The following is a 24,962-nucleotide window of genomic DNA, read 5'->3' as shown; positions in this document are numbered from 1 at the left end:
GTCAGCGGGCGGCGAGCGCGCGGGCGGTGGCGATCGCGGCCTGGCCCAGGCTGATGCCGCCGTCGTTCGGCGGTACGCGGTGGTGGACCAGCACGTCGAAGCCCTCGGCCTCCAGGCCGGCGACCGCGCGTTCCAGGAGCAGGACGTTCTGGAAGACGCCGCCGGACAGGGCGACCGTCGTCAGGCCGGTGGTCTCGCGCAGGCGTACGGCGCCGGCCACCACCAGGCGGGCGACCGTGTTGTGGAACCGCGCGGCGACCGCCGGCACCCCCGAGGCCAGGTCCGCCACGACGGCCGCGACGAGGTCGGCGCCGCGTACGGTGAACGGCGAACCGCCGTCGAGGCGGACCGGGTAGGCGCCCTGCTCGTCCGGGTCGGCGCGCTGCTCCAGCTCGACGGCGGCCTGCCCCTCGTAGGTGACGCGGTCGCGGACGCCGAGCACGGCGGCGACGGCGTCGAACAGCCGGCCCACGCTCGACGTCGGCGGCGAGCCGACCCCGCGGCGGGCCAGCGCGACGACCCGGTCCCAGCTCGCCGCGTTGCGCCGGGCCACGTCCAGCCCGGCGGGCACGCCGTACGCGGCGGCCATCCGCCACGGCTCGCGGATCGCGGCCGCGCCGCCCGGCAGCGGCACCGGCAGCAGGTGCCCGGCCCGCTCGAACCCGACGAGGTCGGCGACGAGGAACTCCCCGCCCCACAGCGTGTCGTCCGTGCCGTACCCGGTGCCGTCGAACGCGACGCCGATCACCGGTCCGGCCCGCTCGTTGTCCGCCAGGCACGCGGCGATGTGCGCGTGGTGGTGCTGCACGCCGACCGGCGGCAGGCCGCGATCGAGCGCGTACTTGGTGGACAGGTACTCCGGGTGCAGGTCGTGCGCCACGACCGAGGGCGTGATCGCGAAGAGCCGGCGGAAGTGCGCCACGCCCTCCTCGTACGCGCGCAGGGTCTCGTGGTTCTCCAGGTCGCCGATGTGGTGGGAGACGAACGCGCGGCCCTCGTGGGCCAGGCAGAAGGTGTTCTTCAGCTGCGCGCCGCAGGCGAGCACCGCGGGACCGCCGGGCGGCAGGGGCACCGGCGCGGGCACGTACCCGCGGGAGCGCCGCACCGGCAGCTCCCGTCCCCGAAAGACCCGGGTCACCGAGTCGTCGGTGCGCACGTGGATCGGCCGGTCGTGGGTCAGGAAGGCGTCCGCGATCGCGCCGAGGCGCGCGAAGGCGTCGTCGTCGCGGTGGGCGATCGGCTCGTCGGAGACGTTCCCGCTGGTCAGCACGAGCGGCTCGGCGGTGAGCAGGTGATGCAGGGGCGTGTAGGGCAGCATGACGCCGATGGACCGGCCGCCCGGCGCGACCGACCCGGCCAGCGGGGCATCCGCCCGCCGGCGCAGGAGCACGATCGGGCGCCGCGCGCTCGTCAGCAGGACCTCCTCGGCGGGGCCCACGTCGGCCAGCCACCGCGCCGCGGGCACGTCCGCGACCATCACGGCGAACGGCTTGTCCTCCCGGTGCTTGCGGGACCGCAGCGCGGCGACCGCGGTTTCGTCGCGCGCCGTCGCGGCCAGGTGGTACCCGCCCAGCCCCTTGACCGCCAGGACGCCGCCGTCCGCCAGGAGCGCACGCGCGGCCTTCACCGGGTCGCCGGGCAGGTCCCGGCCGTCCGTGTCGCGCAGCACGAGCCGCGGCCCGCAGGCGGGACAGCAGACCGGCTGGGCGTGAAACCGCCGGTCGGCCGGGTCGTGGTACTCGACCGCGCACGCGTCGCACATCGCGAAGCGGGCCATCGTGGTGCTGGGCCGGTCGTAGGGCACGTCGGTGACGATCGTGAAGCGCGGCCCGCAGTTGGTGCAGTTGACGAACGGGTAGCCGTGGCGGCGGTCCGCCGGGTCGCGCAGCTCGCGCAGGCAGTCGTCGCAGGTCGCGGAGTCGGCGGCGACCAGAGCGGCACGCCGTCCGGTCGCGTCGCTGCCGACGATGGCGAAGCCGCGCGGCCCGCCGGGCGGGAGCGCCCGGATGGTGATCCGCTCGATCACGGCCAGCGGAGGCGGCTCGCGCAGCCCGCCGAGAAACCGCTCGACGGCCTCCCGGTCGCCCTCCACCTCGATGAAGACGCCACGCGCGTCGTTGCCCACCAGACCGGTGAGCCCGAGCCCGGTCGCCAGGCCGTGCACGAACGGCCGGAACCCGACGCCCTGGACGGTGCCCTCGACTCTCACTGCGGTGCGGACGCGCACGCTCGGTATCGTCCCCCGCACGGACCGCGGGAATCGCGACCGTACCCGGCAGAGATTGGAGGGCGGCCCTCACCGCACCCCGCCCGTGGTGAGAACCGCCCCCATCATCGCCGGCCGGGGGACCGCGCGTCCGCGCCGGCGACGGCCCGGTGGCCGCCCGGACGCATCCGGGCGGTCTCTCAGGCGGCGTACGCCTTCAGGCCGATCCAGGTGCCGAGGTCGTAGGTGCTGATCGTGTAGGTCTTCGGCACGGCCGTCCAGCCGGAGCCGCCGGCGCCCGCGCCCGCAGGGTCGGCGATGACCGCGCTGTCGCCGTCGTCGGCATAGCCGACCACGGCGACGTAGTGGTAGATCGTGCCGCTGGGGTAGCCCGGCGGACGCCAGCCGCTGACGACGTTGGCGACGATCGCCCAGCCGCGGTCGACGTCGAAGACCAGGTCCTGCTTGAGCAGGTCCCGCTGTGCCTGGGTCGGCGGGTCGTTGACGGGCTTGCGCTCGTACCAGGTGGTGCCGAGGAAGTGGTTGAGGGTGGCGACGACGTTGGAGATGTCGTCGGTGCCGTTCGTGGTGGTGCCCAGGCTCGCGGCGAGCGTGTCCTGCGACGGCGGCGTCATGCGGGCGCTCAACGCGATCTTCGTGGACGCGGGTCCGCAGTAGTAGTACCGCTCCTGCCCGAACCAGGTGAACGGCAGGGTCTTGGCGGCCGCCGCCCGTACCGTTCCCGTCGTGGTGCGGGCTCCGGTGGCGGAGGCCGACGCGGGTGGCACGACGAGCAGGATTCCGGCGGACGCACCGGCCAGTGCGATGACCGCCCGAGGGACCGATCGCTTCATCTGTGTCTCCTCAATCCGCTGTGCGCGGAGGGACCTTTCACCCACAATGCCCGTGACGGACGTTGTTTTCCGCATCTTTCAGGCACAGCCAAAACACTCCGCGCGGAGGTGGCCGACCGACCATGCTGCGGATCTGGTTCGGCAGCGAGGATCTGGAGCGGGTACGCGTGGCGCGGCGCCCGCACGCGCTCTGGGAGACCGTGCTCAGCCTGCAGACGCTGCGGACGCGGCAGCGCACGCCGCTGACCGGCTGGCGGGACGCCGCGCTGGCCCGGCTCGCCACGCCACGCGCCACGGCCGCACTGAGGACGCTGCACCCACTGGTCCCGCTCCGCGGGTACTTCCCCGACTTCCTCACCCCCGCCGCCGACGACCTCGACGGCGGCATCGCGGCGGTGCTGGGCACCCCGCGCCGGCGGGTGGCCGCCGAGCTCGAGCTCCTCGGCCGGGGCCGTACGGGCGACGAGGACGGCGCTCTGCCCCCGGCCGGCCGGCGGCTCGCGCCCGTCGGCGACGCCCTCGCGCACTATCACGATGCCGCCGTCGCCCCGTACATGCCGCGGATGCGCGCGCTGATCGACGCCGATCGCGCGGTACGCGCGAGGGCCCTGCTCGACGGCGGCGTCGAGGGGCTGCTCAAGACCCTGCGGCCCGCCGTACGCTGGCGGCGGCCGGTGCTGGAGACCGACTACCCCGTCGACCAGGAGCTGGCGCTGAACGGCCGCGGCCTGCTGCTGGTGCCGTCGGTGTTCTGCGAGCGCACGCCCGTCAGCCTCCTGGACCCGAACCTGCCGCCGACGCTCGTCTACCCGATCGACGACAGCGGCCCGGCCGAGACGCCGGCCGGCGACGGCCTCGCCGCCCTGGTCGGCAGCACGCGGGGCGAGGTGCTCCGGCGTCTCGGCGAGGCCGCGGCCACCACCAGCGAGCTGGCCCGCGTGCTGGACATCTCCACCGCCTCCGCCAGCCAGCACGCCTCGGTGCTGCGCCGTTCGGGCCTCGTGGTGAGCCGTCGCGCCGGCAACGCCGTGATCCACCGCATCACCCCGCTCGGCGCCGCCCTGCTGCGCGGCGGCGGCCACCCGCCGGCCGGCTGATGCGGTGACCCCATACGTTCACCGGGTTGTGGTACACCGGCCGGCGTCGTGAGAGTGGGGCCCCGACCGGCACCCGAGTCGCGTGCCGCCCGCTCGATCCGCGAACACCGGCTACCGTGCGGTAACGATCAGGTTCGTTTCCTGGAGCTCCAGGTGCTGTACCAGTACGCGCCGATAGGGACGACCGCGGCCAGCGCCGGTCCGGCACACACGATGAAGGTGAAGCCCTTGCCGGCACCGCCGCTTCCCAGAACCACCACGGCCATGACCGCGCCGGGCGTGACGCCGAACGCGGGCCACCATGAACCGGATTTCTTCATCCATGACTGGAGCGCCATGAGCGTGCCCCATCCCAGAAGAACTCCGCCCCAGAGCGCGAAAAAGCCGGCCTTGCCGTCGTCCGGGACCCCGCAGTTTCTTCGCGCACGTGACGCCTGGTAGCCCCAATCGCATCCGTGGGTGATGGTCCCAGCCAGTCCCCAGAGCACCAGGAACGCGGCTCCGCACAGCAAAAGCGCGATGAGCCATCCAACGACCAGCCGCATCGTCGGCCTGGCAGGCGATCGGCGCCGGCCGGGGTCGGGCACGACGCGACCTTGTGGCGTTCGGCCCGAGATCGGATCCATGACCTCACCCTCCGAACGATCGTCACCGTCGTGGGTGAGGCCATCCAGGCCGCCGTGGACTTCACCCGGCGTGTCACCAGACCCGGTGAACGCAGGTGGTCATCCTAGGAGACAATGCCGAGGTAGGCGCGGGCGCGGGCGGCGCGGACGGCCGCGGACAGGGTTTCGATGTCGTACGCGCCGTAGTGGCGCTTGCCGTTGATGAAGAACGTCGGGGTGCCGGACACGCCGCTCAGGTCGGCGGAGTCGAGGTCCTCGGCGACCCGCGCCGCGCCGAAATGGCGGCGCAGGTCCGTGCCGAACCGTTCGACGTCGAGGCCGAGCGCGCCGGCGTGCGCGACCAGGTCACGGGCGCGCAGCCGCTCCTGGTGGGCGAACAGCCGGTCGTGCATCTCCCAGAACATGTCCTGGGCGGCGGCCGCCTCGGCGGCCTCGGCGGCGAGCTGGGCCGCCGGGTGCACGTCGTGCAGCGGCAGGTGCCGCCAGACGTAGCGGACGTCGCCGAAGTCGGCGAGCAGCTCGCGTACGACGGGCTCGGCCTGCCCGCAGTACGGGCACTCGTAGTCGCCGTACTCGACCACGGTGACGGGGGCGTCCGCCGGCCCGCGGATGTGGTCGCGTTCGGGGTCGACCGGGGCGGCCAGGTCGACGATGGGTTCGGCGGTGCCGAGCAGCGCCCGCAGCTTCATCTTCTTGGGCAGCATGCGGGTGACCCGGAAGATCGCCCAGGTGAGGATCGAGGCGACGAGCGCGGAGCCGAGGATGCCGAGCTTGGCCTCCTCCAGCCGCATGCCGCGGAAGGCGAGCGTGGCGATCAGTAGCGAGACGGTGAACCCGATGCCGGCGATCGCGCCGCCGCCGACGACCGCCGCCCACCCGACCGGCACCTGCACCCGCCCGCGCGTCAGCCGGCTGATCAGCCATGAGCAGCCGGTGATGCCGATCGGCTTGCCGGCGATGTAGGCGATCAGGATGCCCAGCGTGATCGGCGAGGTCAGCGCGTGGGAGAGGAGCCCGCCGCTGATGGCGACCCCCGCGTTGGCGAGGGCGAAGATCGGCACGATGACGTAGCTGGTCCACGGGTGGTAGAGCAGTTGCAGCCGCTCGTTCGGGGAGATCGCCGAGGCCAGTCCGTCGCTGGCGGTGCGCGCCAGTTCGGCGGTCGGCTGCTCGCGGAACAGCCGGAACATCTCGCTCGCGCGTTGCAGGTCGTCGCGAGCGGCGGGGGAGGCGTAGGTGAGCAGGCCCAGGATGAGCCCGACGACGACCGGCTCGATGCCCGACTCGAACATCGCCACCCACGCGGCGATGCCGAGCACCGCGTACACGATCCCGTGCCGCTCCCCGCGGACCCGCAGGGCCAGCACGACGACGAGGATGGCCAGGGTGACGAGCAGCGGCACCACCCGGACGTGGCTGCTGTAGAACACCGCGATCACGGCCAGGGCGACCAGGTCGTCGACGACCGTGACGGTGAGCAGGTACGCGCGCATCCGCGACGGAACGTTCTTGGCGGCCAGGGTGAGCATGCCGAGCGCGAACGCCGTGTCCGTCGACATCGCGGCGCCCCAGCCGTGCGCGGACGGCCCGCCGGCGTTGAACGACAGGAAGATCACGATCGGCACGATCATCCCGCCGACGCCCGCCGTCAGCGGCAGCACGAGCCGCCGGCGGTCGCGCAGCTCGCCCATGTCGAACTCGCGGCGCGCCTCCAGCCCGACGACGAAGAAGAAGAACGTCATCAGCCCGGTGTTGACCCACTCACGCAGGTCCTGGGACAGCCCTGAGCCGCCGAGCCGGATCGACAGGCGTGTGCCCCAGACCGACTCGTAGGAGGACGTGTCGACGTTCGCCCACAGCAGCGCGGCCACCGTCGCGGTCAGCAACAGGGCGGCGCCGCCCGTCTCCGTACGAAGGAACTCGCGCAGCGGCGTCTTCAGCTGCATCGCCCAGGCGGTGCGCCCGGAGAACCGCTCGGCTGCCTCCCCGGTCTCGCTCATTCCGGAGAGCCCAACTGGTGCCGTCTCCCCTGGAGACCGGTCAAGATTCCCACAGAAAACATCGTAATCGGGCATGACCGCACCTCAGGCCATGTGCGCCGGCGGGCGGCGCGCCGCCCCCGCCGGGCGCGGACACGGCCCGGGACGGAGCCGGGCGAAGCTCTCGGCCGGTGGCGCGGCGCGGCCACCGGCCGAGAGCCCCGCCCGCTTGCGGCGGTCAGGGCACGCCAGGCGCGTGACGTCGTTTCCAGGCCGTGTTTCGAAGCCGGGTTGTCTGCGCTGCGGCGTGTCGTGATCGTTAAGCCGTGAGGACTCCGGTAGGTGGTTCGGCGACCAAGCAGAACCTGTAACCGGAGGCCTCGTGGCCGCCCTAGCGGTGACGAGAGTTGATCGATGGGATCCGATGGCGGGTGTGGGTCGGCGCGCCGTGGCGGAATGTGCCGGAATGCTATGGCTCCTGGCAGACGGTGTAGGGGTTGTTCCGCCGATGGCAGCGTTCCGGCGTGTGGGAGCGGACCGTTGGTGGCCTGCCGGCCGGCGCAGATATGGCTGGGTTGATCATCTGGCGTGTGAGCAGTGCCAAAAGCCGATGTCGATCGTGGTGACCGGCGGGCAACGCGGGGACAGCCCGACGACAAGCTCGCCGTCCGCTAGGAAGCCACCATCCACATAACCACCATCAACGAATGGCTCCACTCACTTCGAAACACGGCCTAGCGCCACTCCGGTTCGCGTAGCGGTGCCCAGTGTTTCCGGTAGTAGCCGTGAATCGCCACGAGCAGCATGATCGAGGCGATCAACAGCAGGACGAACAGTACGATCAGGGCGATGACACCGCCCGGGAGCGCGGCGCTGACGTCGTCGGCGTCGGACAGCAGGAGGATCGTCGGGCCGGCGCCGAGGAGCGGTGCGAACAGCCAGCAGTACAGATAGGTGCGGATGATCTCGCTGCCGCGGAGCGGGGCCACGCCGAAGATCTCGTACCTGGTGGTGGTCGTCGAGCCGAACCCGTGGGAGACCACGGTCATCCCGGTTTCTTTCAGGTAGTAGCGGTCCAGCGGAACCAGCGGCAGCCCGAGAGCGGTGACCCACCGCGTGGCGAAGCACCGGCCGCTCTCGTCGACTCTGGTGAGCCCCATCATGGCCCACCCGAACCCGTTGCCGGTGCCCAGCCGCGGGCCTCGGCCGCCGGCGAACGGCGTCACTCTGTCCGGCATGGCGGAGATCCTAGCTGGATCGTGACCGAAATGTTCCGGAGAGTGGCCGTAGGCCGGGACCGGCCATGGGCAGGGCCGCCCCGACGCGTGGATAACCCGCCTGGCGTGGTGCCTCCTCTCCCGGCTGAGGGCCGATGGCCGGTAGCGCGCGGGGCCCGTCTCAACGGCCCGCTGTCCTACTGCACGGCAACACGGCCGGGACTTCGAGACAGGCCCCAAGCGCGGTACGAGACGTCCGGCGGCGCCGGACGGGGACTGCGAGCCCTACCCCGCCGGAACCCCGATCTGGATCTCGGCGGCCGAGGCGTATCCGCCGCCCCCCTCGACGGCGGTGAGCCGGACATAGCGGGCCTCGACGTCCGGCAGGGAGATCGACTTGCGGGTCGCGTCGAGCGGCCAGGTGCCGCTCGCCACCCGCGTGTAGGTCACCCCGTCGACGCTGGTGGCCAGCTCGTAGCGGGTGATCACGCCGTTGTGGTTGCCGTCCTCACGCGGCTGGTAGGTCACCTGCGAGATCCGCCGCGTACGTCCCGTGTCCACGGTCACCGCCTGGGGGAGGGCGGCGCGCGGGCTCCACTCGCTGTGCCACATCGACTCGACGCTGCCGTCGACCGCCTTGCGCGGCTCGTAGCCGTGGTGGAATCCGGTCCCCGTCGCGCTCAGCCACTGCCCGGGCAGATACCGGACGTCTCCGGTCGGGGCCACGGGCGTCACCGCCAGGTCGTCGAACTCCGCGTGCCGCCACGGCGCGACCGCCAGCCCGGCCTGCCCCGACACGTGCGTCGACGAGACGACCCGCGCCAGCCGCCTGCCGTCGAGAGACGCGGTCACCTCATCGCCGGAGAAACGCAGCCGCAGCCGGTGCCACGTGCCCTCGCCGACCGTCGTACGGCCCGCCGCCAGCGTCCGGCGCTGGACCGGGCGCCGGCTCTGGGCCTGGACGCCCGCGCAGGCCGGGTCGCTGGGCACGCAGAGCGTGGAGTCCTGTCCCTGGAGGTTCTCGTCGTACAGCTGCCAGTCGCCATCGCCCGACACGCGCAGGTGGATGCCGGAGACCGCGTCCGCCCACTGGCCGTCGACCCGGCCCAGCAGCTCCACCCAGCCGTCGCCGTCGCCGTCGAGGCGGGCGTCCACCCCGGCCTCGTAGTCGCGCCAGGACCTCAGGTCCCCGACGATGGTCACCGGCCGCCGGAGCCAGCCGTTCCACCACACGGGTTGCTCGCCGATGACCTGGCGCAGGCAGCGTCCGGGCCGCCCGTCGCAGCGCGCCACCTCGAACGCGCCGTCCAGGTCGGAGACGTAGCGCGGCGACGACCCGACGGCGGAGGAGTCGAAGCCGTCGCGGTAGGGCAGCCGGAGCGGCGCCGCCGGCGGTGAGACGGCCCGGCCCTTGCCCTGCCCTCGTGTCGTCGTCAGCGTGTAGACGTGCCCGGGCGCGAGCGTGAGGGTGTCTCCGGGCCGTACGGTCCCCTCGCGGACGAACCACCGCCGCGAGTCACCGGAGGACAGGTCCGTGGACCACAGGGTGGCCGGGCCGTCCGCCAGGCCGCCGGTGACCGTGAACCGCAGCCGCTGCGGCGCGGTGGCGTCGATGGTCTCGGCGATCAGGCTGTAGTCGCGGGAGTCCGGGGAGCGCAGCGCCACGTAGCTGCCGCCGCCGTCGAGGTAGCCCTTGGCGGAGTCGACGTAGCGCCAGCCCGGCCGGGTGAACTGCGTCGTGTGGGCGACGGCCCACAGGCTCGGACCCGCGACGTACGCGCCGGACCACGGCTCGTTCGCGCCCATCAGCCCGGACGCCTGGAAGGGCATCGTGTCGTACCAGGAGGCGATCAGGGACCAGTTGATCGTCGAGGTCATCGCGCCGTCGATGTAGGGCCGCGAGAGCGCGCGGGCCAGGGGCGCGGCGCCCGAGTCGTACGGCAGCGACCCCTGTTCGCTGGCGTGCAGCGGCTTGCCGAGGGCCTGCGCCGCGGCCGGGCTCGGGCACTGCAGGTAGTCGCTGAGGTACCCGCAGACGTAGTGCTGCCCGACGACGTCGACGGCCGCGGCGAAGGCCGGGTTCGCGGCCATCGGCTGGAGCACGTCCCAGTTGAAGCTGTCGTCGGCGACCACCTTGACATCGCCGTACCCGTGCTCGCGCAGGGCCTGGTGGAGCCGTACGAACCAGTCGCCGTCGGAGTAGCCCTCGTTCCAGCCGCCGAGGTAGTCGATGCGCAGGTGGTGCCGTGCGGCGCAGCCGAGCCAGGAGATCAGATAGTCGATGTTGCGGTCCGTCCACACGGTCGGGCGCGCGTCGCCGCTGCCGGTCCAGCCGGGCGCGCCCCACTGCAGCGCGGACAGCTTGATCCCCGGGTTGCGGGCCTTGGCCTGCTCCATGAGCCACCATTCGTAGCCGCGGTCGCAGTTCAGGTCCGAAGGGGTGCGCATGTGGCTCGGTTCGGCGCCGTCGGTGGAGTTGGTGTCGCCGCCGATCTCGACCTTCAGGATCTGCAGCGCCGCCCCGTAGCCGGGCTTGAACAGGTAGTCGAGTATCCGGCTTCGCTGCGGCTCCGGATAGTCGACGAGCAGCCGGGACGAGGCGCCGGCGCTGAGCGCGCCCACGCCGTCGAAGACCCGTCCGCTCGCGGCGCCGTCGATCGTCACCTGCGGCGGGGCGGCGGCACGTGCGGGGGCGGCCAGGGCCAGCAGGGGCAGCAGGCCGAGGACGAGCAGGATCCAGCGGGGGCGGGGGCGCATGTCGTCTCCTCACGAAACGCAACGCACCACCGATTTTCACGTCCGTCACCGGACGTCAACAGATCTGTCCGGAACCGGCAGGGCGCCGATCCGGAGGTTTGCCCGCCGGAGACCGTACGGGAGCCGTCAGCCGCCGGGTGTGAACAGCACGTGCTCGGGACGCACGCGGACCGTGATCCGCCGCTCCTCGGCGGACCGGTAGGGGTACCGGTCGACGCCGAGGTACTTGTGCGCCAGCCGGTCGATCACGTCGTCGGCGCCCTCCTCTTCGAGCCGCGCGTGCCCGGAGACGCTGACGGTGCGGAAGGCGTCGTTCGGGTCGACCATGCTCACCGACACCCGGGGGTCGGCGCGCAGGTAACGCTCCTTGGCCCGCCCGACGGCGGTGTTGAAGATCACGTCCTCGCCGTCGACGTCGACCCACACGACCGTGTTGTGCAGGGAGCCGTCGGGGCGCACCACCGTCGCCCACCCGGGAAAGGCCTCGGTCAGCAGCGCCTTGGCGCCGTCGCTCAGCGTGGTCATGAATGGAGCCCCCGTCTGTCGCGACGGTGTGTGACGCCGCCGCCTCTTCGCGTGACCGAACCGAGTGTGGCCGCTGATCATTCCCAGCGGAACGACCAGACCCGCGCGTCGCGGATCTGCTCGGCGTGCCCGGCCAGCGAGCCCGGTCCCTGGACGATGACCTCGGGGCAGAACGTCGCGTGCTCGGCGGCCACCCGCAGGGCGTGCCGGAAGGTGACGGGAGGCGCGGCGACGCTCAGTTCGAGGGTGTCGAAGCCGAGCCCGACCACCCGCACGCCGAACCGGTCCTCCCAGCCCCGCACGACCGCCGACAGCGGCGCGGTGAGGGCGTTGTGGTGGCTCGCGCCCTGCCAGCCGACGGCGGCCAGCACGTCGGCGCCGCGCGCGGCCGGGACGAGGCCGAGAGGACGTCCGGCGAGCCCCGCGGAGAGGCGCTCGGCGGCCACGCCGGGATCCTCGCGGAGGCGCCCCGCCGGGGCGAGGCCGGGGGAGTAGCGGCCGAACGGCGTCAGGTCGATCGGGGGCTCGAACCACTCGGCCCACACCTCGGCCACGAACGCCGCGGGGTCGTAGGCGTCGATCTCGGCCACCGGCTCGGGCGCGATCTGCCCGGCCGACCAGGGCTGGGCGGAGTCGTCCAGCAGCAACGGCCACAGGCCGGTCTCGGCGTGCGCCGCGTGGAACCGGGCCCACAGGCCGGGCGGCGCCGGCCCCTCCGTCATCCAGAGCGCCGGCCCCGTCACCCCCTGGTGCTGGGGGAAGCTCGGGTCGGGCCACACCGCGTATCCGGGCGGGAGCGTCACGGAGAGTGACGGGTCCAGGGCATGCCCGGAGAACAGCTCGTCTACGCCTGCCGTCAGCGGTTCGAGATCGTCCATCGCATCGCTCCGGCACCGGGCCTCCCGGCGCTGCGGGAGATCGTAATGCGGCCGGGCCGCCCATGTGCGGGCGGCCCGGTCAAAGTGTGATTTCGGTACGGGAGCCGTCGCGGTGTCAGCTGTCCTTCGCGTGCGACGCGGTCAGGGCGGCGCCGGCCGCCGAGGTGAATACCGGCAGGTAGCCCGACGCGTGGCCGGTGGCCGTCGGGTGGTACGAGTTGCCGATGTTGGTGAAGTCGACCGCGTGCAGCCAGTCGTCGCCGGAGCACAGCTCGTGCCCGGAGAACTGGCTGCGTACGTCGGCGAAGGTGAACTGCGCGTTCGAGGCCGCGGTCTTGATCACACCGTCGAGCACGTCGGCCGCCTGGTTGAGCGCCACGTGCTTGGTGTGGCTCATGCCGATGCAGAACGTGTCGTTGGTGATGTACAGGTGCGGGTAGTCGAGCACGACGAAGCGCGCGGAGGGGGCGCGGTTGCGCATTGTGGAGAACAGGTTGTTGAGTTTGCCCGGCAGCGTGTTCTTCGCGTAGCTCTCGGCGGTGGCGACGGCGTTCAGGCAGTCCTGGTCGCTGCCCAGAACGCACGTCTGCATGGTGCTGGAGAAGCCCGCGTCGTTGCCGCCGATCGTGATGCTCGCCAGCGTGGTGCTGGAGCTCAGGGCGCTGACCTGGTTGTTCAGGACATCACCGGTCTTGGCGCCGGAACAGGCGACGAACTTGAACGACGCGGGGGAGTGCGAGGACGCCCACAGCGCGGCATAGGCCTTGCTGCTGCGCTGACAGCCGCTGTCCAGGTCGTAGGACCCGGTGCCGGTGCCGGAGGAGTAGGAGTCGCCGAGGGCGACATAGCTGGTGGACGACGCGAACGCCGGCGAGGTGGCGGCGGTGACGGCGGCCGCCGCGAGGGATACGGCGCAGGCGGTCGAGGCGACGAGGCGGGGGAATTTCATCGGCTCTCCAAGGCGGGACTGACGCTCGCCTTACTCAAGCACCGTTTTCGCCATTTGGGGAGGAGCCAATATCGGCCGATTTATGGGCAATTTCGCCATTGACAAATGTGGAGGGTATGTGTCAGATAACCGACTGTTACTTATGCGAGCGTGACCTGGCGGTCGCGCCCGAGCGCGATGAGCGTCAGGTTCCGCAATGACGGCGAACCAGGCCGCAGGTAGTCGCTGTGCCCCGCCGAGCCGGCCGCGAAAACCCGGGCGCCGAAACCCGGGGAGACCGGGTCGGCGCCGAAGCCGAGCCCGAGCACGTGGACGTGCGGCACGAGCTGGATCCAGTCGCCCGACCCGCGCGCGGCCCAGACGTTCGCACGCGTGCCGAGCGCGCCCACGGTCGCCGCGCGCATCCCCGGACTGCCGAACGCCGCGACGTCGTTCACGGGCAGCCCCCGCAGAGCCTCGCCGCACACCACCGAGCCGTAGCTGTGGCACAGCAGCGTCGTGCCGGCCCTGGGGTTGAGGCGGTGCAGCGCGCGGACCAGCCGGCGCAGCCGCGGGGCGGCGGCGTCGGCACGCACGTCCGTCATGACGCCTGCGCTCGTCACCTTCGGCGGGCGGTAGCCGAGCCAGGCGACGACGGCCAGGCCCGGATGCGGATCGAGCGCCCTCGCCTCCGCGAGCAGGGCGCGCGCGCCGCCCCCGGGCGTGGCGTACGGCCGCTCTCCGCGGGCGTCGAAGGTGGACAGCGTGGTGTCGGCGCCGGGCACGAAGACCGCCACCCGCCGGGCGTGCGCCAGGTCGCCGATGACCTCCACGGCCCGCCCGGTGCCGCGCGGGTCGAAGAACAGGAACTGCCGGCCGGGTGCCAGGAGACGGCTCAGCGACCGGGCGCGGTCACGGTCCTGGATGCGGCGCGCCGTCCGCAGCGCCTGCCCGACGGCGCGGCGGTTCGCCTTGTAACGCGCGGCGAGCGTGGACACCGAGATGGCGGGCAGCGCGCCCGGCCGGGAGTACAGGTCCACCCTGGACGCGCCCAGCGTGGTCACCCAGACCGCGATGATGACGGCCGTGGCCGCCAGGCACCTCCCCAGAACGCGGGAGCGGGGAAGGTGCGGCGTGGCCATACGGGACATCCTCCAGGCGTCGGGTGCGGGGAACGGGAGCCGATCCCCGGAGCGGATCGGCCACGGCCGGCGCGACCGCCCCGAGTCGCCGATGGTGTCAGAGGAAACGCCGACATGTCCGGGATCTGGCCGCCATACGAAGTGAGACGGGCGGCCGGAGGATTTTGTTCCGCCCGGCCGCCGCCGATCCTAAGGGCTGTTCTCACCCCGGCGGACCGGCGAAACACCCGCCGGGGACGGCCGCCTCGGCAGTTCGCCCCGGTCGCGCCGGTCGCGCCGGTCGGGCCGGTCGGGCCGGTCGGGCCGGGCACACGGTGACGTCCGACCCGGGTGGCCCGCGTTCGTGGATGCGGCCGACGTCACAGCGGCCCCGCGGCGGCCGGCCGCGTCGGGGTGGTTACGCTCGTCGGGTGGACGGCGGCCGGGGAGGCGAGATGGAGACGGAGACCGGGTCGCGGCCGCCGGCGGTGACCGGGCGTGACCCACGTCGCCGCCGCTCGCTGCTCGACGCCGCCGACCGCATCATCCTCCGCGAGGGGCCCGACGTGTCCATGGCCTCGATCGCGGCCGAGGCGGGCATCAGCAAGCCGATCCTCTACCGCCACTTCGGCGACAAGAGCGGGCTCTACCAGGCCCTCGCCGAGCGCCACGTCCGCGTGCTGATCGACGGCGTGCGCACCGCGTTCCGCGGCCCCGGCGAGCTCCGTGAGCGGGCGCGGGCGGCGATCGACACCTACCTCGCGACGATCGCCGCGAACCGGCACCTGTACGGCTTCCTCGTCCACCGCGCCGGCGCCGAGGACACCGCGACGCACAGCGTGATGGGCACGCTCATCCGCGGTCTCGGCGGGGAGCTCGCCGAGACGCTCCTCGCCGAGGGACGCCTGCGCGACCCCGTCCGCGGCCACATCTGGGGACACGCCGTGGTCGGCATGGTCCAGGCCGCCGGAGAATGGTGGCTGGAGCACGCGACCGTGCCCCGCGCCACCGTCGTGGACGGCATCGTCGACCTGCTCCTCGACGGCTTCACCGCCGCCGGCCACCCCTGAGTACGGCCGCTGCGGCCAAGCTCACACGAATCCGCCGCCGGTAGGCGGGGCCGGCCAGGACCGGCCCGGGGTTGTCCACAGCCGCTGCCGCGCCCTTCTCAACGTGTGGGCGCTGGACACTGGAAGTGGGCTGGAGCCCCGGGCGGGCGGGGACCACTCACCCCGGGCGGGTGGGGCGGTCGTGGCGACGGCCCGGCGGAGACCGCCGGGCCGTGCCGATGCTCGCTCAGGTGGCGAGGCCCTCCTCGACCTCGCGGGTGCCCTGGACGACCTTCGGGTCGCCCTCGTCGGCGAGGTAGTCGTCGGTCCGGGTGACGTCGACGCCGTCGGTGGTTTTGAGCGCCCGCAGCAGCACCGTCGCCAGCACCGCGACGATCAGGTTGATCGCCAGCGCGATCGCGCCGACGTACACCGTCATCTTGGTGTCGAGCCCGATGTCGCTCAGCGGGTAGGCCGAGCCGCCGAAGTGCAGCTTCTTGGTGGCCGGGTTGGGGATGCGGTAGAGCATCCACATGCCCGCCGCCATGCCGGCCACCCAGCCCGCGATCAGGCCGCCGCGGTGGAACCAGCGGGTGATCAGGCCGAGCCCGACCGACGGCAGCGTCTGCAGGATGATGACACCGCCGATCAGCTGCAGGTCGATGGAGAACTGCGGGTCGAGCAGCAGGATGGCCAGCACCGCGCCGATCTTGACGACGAGGGAGGCGAGCTTGCTGACCGTGGCCTCCTCCGACGCGCTCGCGTCGCGCCGGAAGTACTCCTTGTAGATGTTGCGCGTGAACAGGTTCGCCGCGGCGATCGACATGATCGCGGCGGGCACCAGCGCGCCGATGCCGATCGCGGCGTACGCCACGCCCGTGAACCAGCTCGGGAAGATGTGGTCGAACAGCAGCGGCACCACCGTGTTGCCGTCCGGCTTGCCGTTGCCCCCGGCGACCGGCTTGATCCCGCCGGCGATCGCCATGAAGCCGAGCAGCGCGATCAGCCCGAGCAGGAAGCTGTACGCCGGCAGCGCCGCCATGTTCCGCTTGATCACGTTGCGGTTCTTGCTGGCCAGGACGCCGGTGACGCTGTGGGGGTACAGGAACAGCGCGAGGGCGGAGCCGAGCGCCAGCATGGCGTAGTTCAGCTGGTTGTTGTGGTTCAGCAGGGTCCCGTCCGCCGGGGCGGGGGTCTTGTCGAACTTGGCCTGCGCCGCGCCGAAGATGTGGCCCCAGCCGCCCAGCTTGTGCGGGATGTAGAAGATCGCGACCAGGATCACGATGTAGATCAGCAGGTCCTTGACGAACGCGATCAGCGCCGGCGCGCGCAGGCCCGACTGGTACGTGTAGGCCGCGAGGATGGCGAACGCGATGATCAGCGGCCAGTGGCCCGTCACGCCCATCGCCTCCAGCGTCGCCTGGATGCCGACGAGCTGCAGGGCGATGTACGGCATGGTCGCGACGATGCCGGTGATCGCGACGAGCAGCGCGAGCGTCGAGGACCCGAACCGGGCCCGTACGAAGTCGGCCGGCGTGACGAAGCCATGGACGTGCGAGACCGACCAGAGCCGGATCAGCACGAGGAACACCAGCGGGTACACGACGATCGTGTACGGCACGGCGTAGAAGCCGGCCGCGCCCGCGCCGAACACCAGCGCGGGGACCGCCACGAAGGTGTAGGCGGTGTACAGGTCGCCGCCGACGAGGAACCAGGTGATCCACGAGCCGAAGCTGCGGCCGCCCAGTCCCCACTCGTCCAGGCTCTGCATGGTGGTCGGCCGCCGCCAGCGGGCGGCGACGAAGCCCATCGCGCTGACGATCACGAAGAGGACGGCGAAGACGACCAGTTCGGTGGTGTGCCTTCCGGACATCGGTCAGTCCTCCTTCGGTGCGGCCGGGGACGACGCGGAGGCGTTCTCGCCGCCCGACGGGCGCCGCGTCACCAGATAGACGATCGTCGTGCAGCCGACGCCGAGGACGATGAACGCGAACTGCATCCAGTAGAAGAACGGAAAGCCGGCCAGCCGGGGCTCGTCCTTGTTGAAGAGGAACGTCAGCAGGGGAACGACGACCGGGATGATGAGCAGCCAGTTCCAGGGGCTGCGGTCACTCCGGCGTGGTCCGGGCTCTGTATCGGCCAACGGTCCTCCTCACGTACACCAATGTGGAGCCGCGCCGGGGCACCTTCCGGGCGGCCGAATCTCGTTCGCAGAAGATTTAAGGAAGGACGGGTCTCGGTTCGGTCTCGGCTACGCGTCTCTTTGGACGTTTCGTCCCTCGATCTGGCTCGTTGTCCATGCTCACGGCGGGGGTGCGGCTGGCGCGCGGCCCGGTCAGGGGGTAGCCTCGTGCCATGCGAACCCCGGCCAGGCAGCAGTGGTGGTGGCGCCGCTAGGCGGCGCGGGTTTCGCGTTCTCGGACACCGCAGCGACCGCCCTCGTCCGGCGGTCGTTTCTCGTTTCCGCCGACGAGGGCCTGGATGATCGAAGGGCCGATCGTGGAGACGACGACGGACTATACGACGGCGGGCGGCCTGCGGGTCGTCCGTACCGACACGCCCGTTGACCCGGCGCGCAAGAGCGAGGCGCTGGACGCGCTGGTCGAGGCCGTGGGCACGCGCCGGGGCGGCGTGCTCAGCTCCGGCATGGAGTACCCCGGCCGGTACAGCCGCTGGCACATGGCCTACGTCGACCCCTGCCTGGAGATCGTCGCGCGCGGGCGCCGCCTGGCCGTACGCGCCCTCAACGAGCGCGGGCAGGTGCTGCTCCCGGCCGTCTCGTCGGCCGTGGCCGCCACCGGCGAGCCCGCCGAGTTCCCCGGTGGCGTCGAGGTCTTCGTCCCCTCCTCCGACGAGGTCGTCGCCGAGGAGGAGCGCAGCCGCCGGCCCACCGTCTTCACCGCGCTGCGCGCCGTCTGCGACCTGTTCGCCGGGCCGGACCCGCACCTGGGCCTGTACGGCGCGTTCGGCTACGACCTGGCGTTCCAGTTCGAGCCGATCCGGCTCGCCATCGAGCGCCCGGCCGACCAGCGCGACCTCGTCCTCCACCTCGCCGACGAGATGATCGTGGTGGACCGCAAGCGCGAGACGTCGGCGCGGATGTCGTACGACTTCGAGGTCGGCGGCGTGAGCACCCGGGGCCTGGCGCGGCGGACCGAGCCGACGCCGGTGCCACGGCCGCGCGAGCTGCCGCCGCAGCCCACGCCCGGTGCGTACGCCGAGGTGGTGCGCGCGGCCAAGGAGAAGTTCGTCCGCGGCGACCTGTTCGAGGTCGTGCCCGGCCACGTCATGTACGGCCCCTGCCCGTCGCCGGCGGCGTTCTTCGAGCGGTTGCGGGTCACCAACCCGGCGCCGTACGAGTTCTTCTTCAACCTGGGCGAGGGGGAGTTCCTCGTCGGCGCCTCGCCGGAGATGTTCGTGCGCGTCACCGGCGACCGGGTCGAGACGTGCCCGATCTCGGGCACCATCCGGCGCGGCGACGACCCGCTGGAAGACGCCGACAACATCCGTGAGCTGCTCAACTCCGCCAAGGACGAGTCCGAGCTGACGATGTGCACCGACGTCGACCGCAACGACAAGTCGCGGGTCTGCGTGCCCGGCAGCGTCAAGGTGATCGGCCGCCGGCAGATCGAGATGTACTCCCGGCTGATCCACACCGTCGACCACATCGAGGGGCGGCTGCGGCCCGGGTACGACGCGCTCGACGCGTTCCTGACGCACATGTGGGCGGTCACGGTGACCGGCGCGCCCAAGACCTGGGCGATGCAGTTCATCGAGGAACACGAGGAGACGCCGCGACGCTGGTACGGCGGCGCGGTCGGCTGCATCGGGTTCGACGGCTCGATGAACACCGGCCTGACGCTGCGCACCGCGCAGATCCGCGACGGTGTCGCCGCCGTACGCGCCGGGGCCACCCTGCTGTACGACTCCGACCCCGACGCGGAGGAGCGCGAGACCTACCTCAAGGCGCGCGCCCTGATCGCCGCGCTCTCCCCGGCCGACGAGACCGGTGAGGAGACGGAGGTCGGGCGGGCGCGGGCCGGCGAGGGCCTGCGGGTGCTGCTCGTGGACCACCAGGACTCCTTCGTCAACACCCTGGCCGACTACTTCCGCCAGCAGGGCGCCGACGTGACGACGCTGCGGTTCGGCTTCCCCGACAAGATGCTGGACGAGATCCGGCCCGACCTCGTCGTCCTCTCACCGGGCCCCGGCCGGCCCGCCGACTTCGACACGGCCGGCCTGCTCGACGCCGTCTACGCCCGCGACCTGCCGGTCTTCGGCGTGTGCCTCGGCCTGCAGGGCATGGTCGAGCACGCCGGGGGCGAGCTGGCGCTGCTGCCCGAACCCGCGCACGGCAAGCCGGGCCGCGTCGTGGTCGCCGGCGGGCGGCTGTTCGAGGGGCTGCCGGCGGAGTTCACCGCGGCGCGCTACCACTCGCTGCACACGACGCGGGACCGGGTCGGTGAGAGGTTCGAGGTGACCGCGACGCTGGGCGACGTGGTCATGGCGATCGAGGATCCGCTCCGCCGGCGCTGGGCGGTGCAGTTCCACCCCGAGTCGATCCTCACCGCGACCGGCGAGACCGGCCACCGCATCATCACGAACGTACTGGAGATGTGCCGCGCCGCCCGTCCGTGAGCCGCGCGGAGACCGTACGGGAATCCCGGCCGTGGTTCCCGTACGGTCATCGGCCGCCCGAGCGGCCGTGGGAGCCTCCTCGGCGCGACCGCGGGCCTCCGGGGAGCGCCCCGGTCCCACGTGACACCGTTCCGGCGGCGGCCGGGCTCCCGGTACGGCCTGTCACCGGCCGCTCAGGCGGGCGTGGAACTCCTCCAGCAGCGGCCGCAGGTCGGCGGGCGACAGCCGCGGCGCGGCGCGGCTGAGCCGCTCCTCGTCCGCCCCGGCCAGGTAGACGTCGGTCGCGGCGGAGGCCACCTCGCCCTGCACGATGAGCGTGCTGGTGCCCTGCGCCATCGACGCGGCGTTGTGCACGATCGCGTACGGCTGGTGGTAGTACTCGCCGGACGCGACCTTCCGCCGCCGCACCTCGAGCAGCCGGGCGGGGCCGGTCAGCCGCAGGACGTACTCCGCGCGGGATCCGGGCGACTCGTAGCGGTAGTGGCTCACCGCCAGCTCGCCGTGCGGGTCCTCCTCGTACTCCGTCAGCTCCAGCTCACCCGCGGCGAGGTAGGACACGAAGTCCCAGCGATGGTTGTGGTAGTCGCCGTCCACCCAGGGCTGCCGCTGCCGCCACTCATGCCAGACGAGCTTGCGTCCGGCGGGCGAGACCGCGAGCACCACCTTGGTGAAGTCGTTGTGGTGCCGGTAGCCGTTCGCGGCGCACCAGGCGAGACGGCTCTCGTCCGCGAGGATCGACCGGATGAGCGACCGCGCGCCGCCGCCCTCGACGAAGGGCCGGTAGAAGGTCTCGATGTAACCGGGAGACAGCGGCAGGGCGTCTCCCAGGTCCGTACATACCGCTTCGTGCGTCATCACGCTCCGATCGACCGATGATCAGTACAGGCCAATACCCGTACGTCGCCTGTCTTGATCGGTTCAGCGGTGAGGTGCGCCGGTGGCAGGCCGCGGCGGGCAGGATCCACCGGGAATATCAGTAAATCTCAGGAAAGATCAACCTCGACACGGTTGTCATGAAAGACCGCGCCGTGCCTCATGTCCGCGTCCCGTTCGTCGATCGTCGCGTTGACGGTGGCGCCACCGGTGAACTTCGCCCAGCGGCCCTTGGTGGTGGCGGCCACCCCGGGACGTACGCGGTCCGAGACCTCCGCGGTGGCCTCGAACGCGCCCCGTGCGTTGTGCACGCGGACCGCGTCGCCGTCGGTGATGCCCCGCGCGGCGGCGTCGTCCGGATGCAGGACGATCACCGGCCCGCCGGCCCGGCGCCGCAGCTCGGGGTTGTTGCCGAAGGTCGTGTTGAGGAAGTGGTGGGGCGCGGCGGAGATGAGCACGAGCCCCTCGCCGGGATCGGCGTGCGGGGTGAACCCGGGCAGCGGGTCGAGCCCCAGACGCGTGGCGCGCTCGGAGTAGAACTCCAGCCGCCCCGAGGACGTCGGGAAGCCGTCGGCGAACGGCAGGAAGGGCCGGTCGACCCGCAGCCGGGCGAACCCGCGCTTGCGGAGTTCCTCCACGGTGATGCCGTCCAGCCACGGGTGGGCCGAGTCGAGGAGCTGCCGTACGAGGTCCTCGTCGGAGTCGTACAGGCTCGGCTCGGTCATGCCCATGCGGCGGGCCAGCCGGCGGAACGTCTCGGAGGTGGACAGGCACTCGCCCGGCGGGGCCACGGCCGGTTCGTTCCAGACCAGGTAGAGGTGCCCGTACCCGGCGATGACGTCGAGGTGCTCGGTCTGCATCGTGGCCGGCAGCACGATGTCGGCGTAGTCCGTGGTGTCCGTGGGAAAGTGCTCCAGCACCACGGTGAACAGGTCCTCGCGGGACAGCCCGCGGCGCACCTTCCCCTGCGCCGGGTTGCTGCCGACCGGGTTGGCCGCGATGACGAACAGCGCCTTGACCGGCGGGTCGTCCACCTCGAGCAGCCCCTCGCCGAGGCGGGTCATGGTCAGGCTCCGCACCGGATGCGGCAGCAGGTCGATCCGCACGAGCTTGGGCAGGTTGAGCTTGAAGTGGCCGCTCGTGGAGTAGTACAGGCCCCCGCCGGGGAGCGCCCAGTCGCCGGTCACGCCGGGCAGGCAGGCGAGTGTGCGCAGCGCCATCCCGCCGCCCGCGTGCCGCTGGATGCCCTGCGTGGCGCGGATCGCGGTCGGCCGGGTCCGGGCGACGCGCTCGCCGAGCGCGACGATCCGCTCCTCGGGCAGCCCGGTGATCTTCGCGACCCGGTCGGGCGGGAACTCCTCGATGCGGGCGCGGAAGGCCTCCCAGCCGAGCGTGCGCGCGTCGATGTAGTCCTGGTCGTGCGCGCCCATGCGGACGATGACGTGCAGCAGGCCGAGGGCCAGGGCGGCGTCGGTGCCCGGCATCGGGGCCAGGTGCTCGTCGGCCTGCGCCGCGGTGCGGGTGCGCACCGGGTCGATGGCCACGACGTACGCGCCGTCGCGCCGGGCGTCCTGGATGAACTTCCAGGAGTGATGGCCGCTGGTCAGCGGGTTCGTGCCCCAGAGCAGCACCAGTTTGGACCGGGCGAAGTCCTCCGGATCCATGCCGCCGGAGGTGCCGAGGGTGTACTTCAGGCCCGCGCTGCCGGCGATCGAGCAGATGGTCGGCTCGTGCACCGAGGCGCCGAGGACGTTGAAGAAACGGCGGCCCGCGAAGCCCTCCAGCCCCTGGACGTACCCGAGCGAGCCGGTGCCGTGGAACGGCCAGATCGCCTGGCCGCCGTACTCGCGCGTGATGTCGCCGAGCCGGCCGGCGATCTCGTCGAGGGCCTCGTCCCAGCTGATCCGCTCGAAGCGGCCCTCGCCCTTGCGGCCGACGCGCCGCATCGGGTGCAGGATGCGGTCGGGTGCCGAGGTCTGCTCCAGGTAGCGGTTGACCTTCACGCACAGCGCGCCGCGGGTCACGGGGTGGGCGGGGTTGCCGCGCAGCTTCACGGCCGTGCCGTCGTCGTCCACGGTCACCAGCCAGGAGCAGCCGTCCGGGCAGTCGAGCGGGCAGGCGCCAAGGACCGTCTTCACACGTCACCCTGGAAGCGCTGGGCGAGGTAGCCCTCGATGTCGGGTCCGCCGGGCCGGGCGAGCACGTGTTCGAGCCAGGCGCGCCGCTCGAACTCGGTGACGGCCAGCTCCCACACGCAGCCGATCGCGGGCGTCGGATGCGGCCGCATCGCGCCGAGCCGCGTCGGCAGTGCGGAGTAGATCCGCTGGTGGAGCTCGTTCTCGCCGGCCCACCAGTCGAACAGGGCGAAGGCGTAGTCCCTCGCGTCGTGGAGGATGACGAAGCCGACGCCGTACCGGTCGATGTCGTGCGGGTCGCCGCCTCCGCTGTACACGGCCGGGCTCGGCAGCACCGAGGGCACGAGCGCTTCGCCGACCGTGACGAGCTCGGCCCGGGGCGGCCCCCCGTTCACCGTGATGCCGTAGAACTTCAGCCGCCAGCCGGCCGCCTCGTGGATTTTGAGGAAGCTGATGGCCCGCGGTCGGTACGCGCCGGTCCTGGTGATCGTGCTCTCCGTCACGGGCCCTCCTGCGGACTGGTGTTGCTCCCTTTATACCCGCCAGGAATGTCCGTATTGAACGCGCATTACACCCGGCCCGGTGCCCGTAGCACGGCCTGCGTCTGGGTGGTCTGCGCGACGTGGCGCCCGCCGTCGTCGTACAGGTCGGTCTGGACGACGATGGTCCTGCGCCCGGCGTGCAGCGGGCGCGCGACCGCCCGCACCTGTCCCTCGCGCACGGCGCGGAAGAAGCGGCTGCTCGACTCGACGGTCGTGGTGGCGGCGTCCGGGGGCAGGTTGAGGAAGGCGCAGACGGCGCCGATGCTGTCGGCGAGGGTCATCAGCGCGCCGCCGTGCAGCGCGCCGCCGGCGGTGCAGCGCTCCGGCGCCCAGCCGAGCGTTCCGGTGACCTCTTCGGGGGACGCGGTCTCGATCATCACGCCGCTGGCCTGCGCGAACGGCATCGCCGAGCGCAACTCGTCGGGGGAGGGCATGCGCGGCATTCTGCCAGTCCCGGCGCGCCGGGACCGTTACCTCCGAGGTCATTGCGCCGATTCCCGGCCCGCCGTAAAGAGATTTCCCGTCGCCCGGATAGGGCACCTCATTGACATTCGTACCTATGGTGATGCATTTCTTAGTGTGTGGAGGTGATAGCGGAGTCGGAGTTTCCGGCGCTTTACCGTGCCGCCGACCACAGCGCGACGGTGGGGCAGCGACGTTTTCTCCTCGCCGTCCGGTTCCAGCTCGCCTCGCTCCTCCTCGCCGCCGTCTTCGGCTCGTTCAGCCTCAACGCCGGGCGCGTCGACGCCGCCGCGATCTGCGCGGCCGCGTCCCTGGCGACGGCCCTGGTCACCGAGGTCTTCCTGCTGACCGTCCGGCCCGACCGCCACTGGTACGAAGCGCGCGCCGCGGCCGAGTCCGCCAAGACCCTCGCGTGGCGCTACGCCGTGGGCGGCCAGCCGTTCGACCTGGACGGGGGCGCGGACGAGCGCGGCGCCGAGCGGCTCCTCCTGCGGCGCTTCACCGGCATCACCTCCAGCCTGCGCGACTTCGCCCCGGTTCCCGTACGCGGCGAGGACCGTCAGGTGACCTCGGCGATGCGCCAGGTGCGCACGCTGCCGCTGGAGGAACGGCAGCGGCAGTACCTCATCGGGCGGATCAACGACCAGCGGGCCTGGTACGCCGGCCGGGCGCGGCGCAACGAGCGCCGCAGCGCCCAGTGGTCGGTCGCGCTGGCCGCCCTGGAGACGGCCGGGCTCGTGGCGGCCGTGCTGGCGGCCGTCCAGCTGGTCGACTTCGACCTGCCGGGGATCTTCGGCGCGCTCGCCGCCGGCGGCGTCGCGTGGCTGCAGACCCGGCAGCACCAGCAGCTGGCCAGCGCCTACTCCGTCGCCGCGCTCGAACTCGCCACCATCGCCGAACGCGCCGAGTGGCCGCAGACCGAGGTCGAGTGGGCCCACTTCGTGGACGAGGCGGAGGAGGCCATCTCCCGCGAGCACACTCTCTGGTGGGCCTCGCACACCTGAGATGACGTCCGTGGCACCGGCGGGGCGGCCCGCGCGTCGAAGGAAGGAGGGCAGGGCTGGACACGGAGGAA

At 72.2% G+C, this 24,962-nt stretch carries 21 protein-coding genes; 5 read left to right on the top strand and 16 right to left on the bottom strand.

What is annotated here, in order from left to right:
* Nucleotide 1: 1 nt before the first annotated feature.
* Nucleotides 2-2,227: a carbamoyltransferase HypF gene (gene hypF, locus ABEA10_RS45610; RefSeq protein ID WP_345474958.1), complete on the bottom strand. Its 2,226-nt coding sequence runs from the start codon at nt 2,225-2,227 to the stop codon at nt 2-4.
* Between the two features lie 179 nt (nt 2,228-2,406).
* Complete coding sequence (locus ABEA10_RS45605; protein WP_345474957.1) at nt 2,407-3,060, bottom strand: C39 family peptidase; 654 nt, start codon at nt 3,058-3,060, stop codon at nt 2,407-2,409.
* Between the two features lie 122 nt (nt 3,061-3,182).
* On the opposite strand from ABEA10_RS45605, the gene ABEA10_RS45600 reads away from it, so the two are divergent.
* Nucleotides 3,183-4,157 carry an ArsR/SmtB family transcription factor gene (locus tag ABEA10_RS45600; RefSeq protein WP_345474956.1) on the top strand — a complete coding sequence of 325 codons (975 nt, stop codon included), beginning with the start codon at nt 3,183-3,185 and terminating at the stop codon, nt 4,155-4,157.
* A gap of 128 nt (nt 4,158-4,285) precedes the next feature.
* Here the strand turns inward: ABEA10_RS45600 and ABEA10_RS45595 are convergent, their stop codons facing one another.
* Nucleotides 4,286-4,783, bottom strand: coding sequence for a hypothetical protein (locus tag ABEA10_RS45595; RefSeq protein WP_345474955.1), 498 nt, complete (start codon nt 4,781-4,783; stop codon nt 4,286-4,288).
* Between the two features lie 104 nt (nt 4,784-4,887).
* Nucleotides 4,888-6,783, bottom strand: coding sequence for a Na+/H+ antiporter NhaA (gene nhaA / locus ABEA10_RS45590; RefSeq protein ID WP_345474954.1), 1,896 nt, complete (start codon nt 6,781-6,783; stop codon nt 4,888-4,890).
* A 386-nt stretch (nt 6,784-7,169) separates the two neighbouring features.
* On the opposite strand from nhaA, the gene ABEA10_RS51465 reads away from it, so the two are divergent.
* On the top strand, nt 7,170-7,256 hold the full coding sequence (locus ABEA10_RS51465; RefSeq protein WP_425551046.1) for a hypothetical protein: 87 nt from the start codon (nt 7,170-7,172) through the stop codon (nt 7,254-7,256).
* A gap of 240 nt (nt 7,257-7,496) precedes the next feature.
* Here ABEA10_RS51465 and ABEA10_RS45585 read toward each other — a convergent pair whose 3' ends face one another.
* From ABEA10_RS45585 to ABEA10_RS45560, 6 genes are all read right to left on the bottom strand, one after another.
* On the bottom strand, nt 7,497-8,000 hold the full coding sequence (locus ABEA10_RS45585; protein ID WP_345474953.1) for a hypothetical protein: 504 nt from the start codon (nt 7,998-8,000) through the stop codon (nt 7,497-7,499).
* A gap of 264 nt (nt 8,001-8,264) precedes the next feature.
* Nucleotides 8,265-10,736: a discoidin domain-containing protein gene (locus ABEA10_RS45580; RefSeq protein WP_345474952.1), complete on the bottom strand. Its 2,472-nt coding sequence runs from the start codon at nt 10,734-10,736 to the stop codon at nt 8,265-8,267.
* A gap of 126 nt (nt 10,737-10,862) precedes the next feature.
* Nucleotides 10,863-11,261, bottom strand: coding sequence for a PPOX class F420-dependent oxidoreductase (locus tag ABEA10_RS45575; protein WP_345474951.1), 399 nt, complete (start codon nt 11,259-11,261; stop codon nt 10,863-10,865).
* A gap of 77 nt (nt 11,262-11,338) precedes the next feature.
* Entirely contained in the window at nt 11,339-12,139 is an 801-nt protein-coding gene (locus ABEA10_RS45570; RefSeq protein WP_345474950.1) for a DUF4253 domain-containing protein, read from the bottom strand.
* Between the two features lie 115 nt (nt 12,140-12,254).
* A complete protein-coding gene (locus ABEA10_RS45565) occupies nt 12,255-13,088 on the bottom strand; it encodes an SGNH/GDSL hydrolase family protein (RefSeq protein ID WP_345474949.1) in 834 nt (277 codons plus the stop codon).
* Between the two features lie 140 nt (nt 13,089-13,228).
* Nucleotides 13,229-14,209 carry an alpha/beta hydrolase gene (locus ABEA10_RS45560; protein ID WP_345474948.1) on the bottom strand — a complete coding sequence of 327 codons (981 nt, stop codon included), beginning with the start codon at nt 14,207-14,209 and terminating at the stop codon, nt 13,229-13,231.
* 434 nt (nt 14,210-14,643) lie between these two features.
* Here ABEA10_RS45560 and ABEA10_RS45555 point away from each other — a divergent pair, with 434 nt between their 5' ends.
* Nucleotides 14,644-15,258: a TetR family transcriptional regulator gene (locus tag ABEA10_RS45555; protein WP_345474947.1), complete on the top strand. Its 615-nt coding sequence runs from the start codon at nt 14,644-14,646 to the stop codon at nt 15,256-15,258.
* Nucleotides 15,259-15,484: 226 nt separating this feature from the next.
* Here the strand turns inward: ABEA10_RS45555 and mctP are convergent, their stop codons facing one another.
* Nucleotides 15,485-17,110 carry a monocarboxylate uptake permease MctP gene (gene mctP / locus ABEA10_RS45550; protein WP_345474946.1) on the bottom strand — a complete coding sequence of 542 codons (1,626 nt, stop codon included), beginning with the start codon at nt 17,108-17,110 and terminating at the stop codon, nt 15,485-15,487.
* Nucleotides 17,111-17,113: 3 nt separating this feature from the next.
* The gene (locus tag ABEA10_RS45545; RefSeq protein ID WP_345474945.1) at nt 17,114-17,380 is read right to left on the bottom strand and encodes a DUF3311 domain-containing protein; all 267 of its coding nucleotides are present in this window, start codon (nt 17,378-17,380) and stop codon (nt 17,114-17,116) included.
* 338 nt (nt 17,381-17,718) lie between these two features.
* Between ABEA10_RS45545 and ABEA10_RS45540 the strand changes: the two genes are divergently transcribed.
* Nucleotides 17,719-19,875, top strand: a complete 2,157-nt coding sequence (locus ABEA10_RS45540) for an anthranilate synthase component I (RefSeq protein ID WP_345474944.1) — start codon at nt 17,719-17,721, stop codon at nt 19,873-19,875.
* Between the two features lie 162 nt (nt 19,876-20,037).
* Here the strand turns inward: ABEA10_RS45540 and ABEA10_RS45535 are convergent, their stop codons facing one another.
* The 4 genes from ABEA10_RS45535 to ABEA10_RS45520 form a co-directional block, all read right to left on the bottom strand.
* Nucleotides 20,038-20,730, bottom strand: coding sequence for a hypothetical protein (locus ABEA10_RS45535; protein WP_345474943.1), 693 nt, complete (start codon nt 20,728-20,730; stop codon nt 20,038-20,040).
* Between the two features lie 128 nt (nt 20,731-20,858).
* Nucleotides 20,859-22,886, bottom strand: a complete 2,028-nt coding sequence (locus tag ABEA10_RS45530; protein ID WP_345474942.1) for a molybdopterin-containing oxidoreductase family protein — start codon at nt 22,884-22,886, stop codon at nt 20,859-20,861.
* Nucleotides 22,883-23,386 carry a hypothetical protein gene (locus ABEA10_RS45525; protein ID WP_345474941.1) on the bottom strand — a complete coding sequence of 168 codons (504 nt, stop codon included), beginning with the start codon at nt 23,384-23,386 and terminating at the stop codon, nt 22,883-22,885. The genes ABEA10_RS45530 and ABEA10_RS45525 overlap by 4 nt, the downstream gene beginning before the upstream one ends.
* Nucleotides 23,387-23,451: 65 nt before the next feature.
* On the bottom strand, nt 23,452-23,859 hold the full coding sequence (locus tag ABEA10_RS45520; RefSeq protein WP_345474940.1) for a PaaI family thioesterase: 408 nt from the start codon (nt 23,857-23,859) through the stop codon (nt 23,452-23,454).
* A 153-nt stretch (nt 23,860-24,012) separates the two neighbouring features.
* Here ABEA10_RS45520 and ABEA10_RS45515 point away from each other — a divergent pair, with 153 nt between their 5' ends.
* Nucleotides 24,013-24,891: a DUF4231 domain-containing protein gene (locus ABEA10_RS45515; RefSeq protein WP_345474939.1), complete on the top strand. Its 879-nt coding sequence runs from the start codon at nt 24,013-24,015 to the stop codon at nt 24,889-24,891.
* The last annotated feature ends 71 nt before the right edge of the window (nt 24,892-24,962 follow it).

Source organism: Actinoallomurus oryzae (assembly GCF_039541955.1).
GTDB classification, from domain to species: Bacteria; Actinomycetota; Actinomycetes; order Streptosporangiales; family Streptosporangiaceae; genus Actinoallomurus; species Actinoallomurus oryzae.
This window is presented reverse-complemented; position numbering and strand designations above follow the sequence as displayed.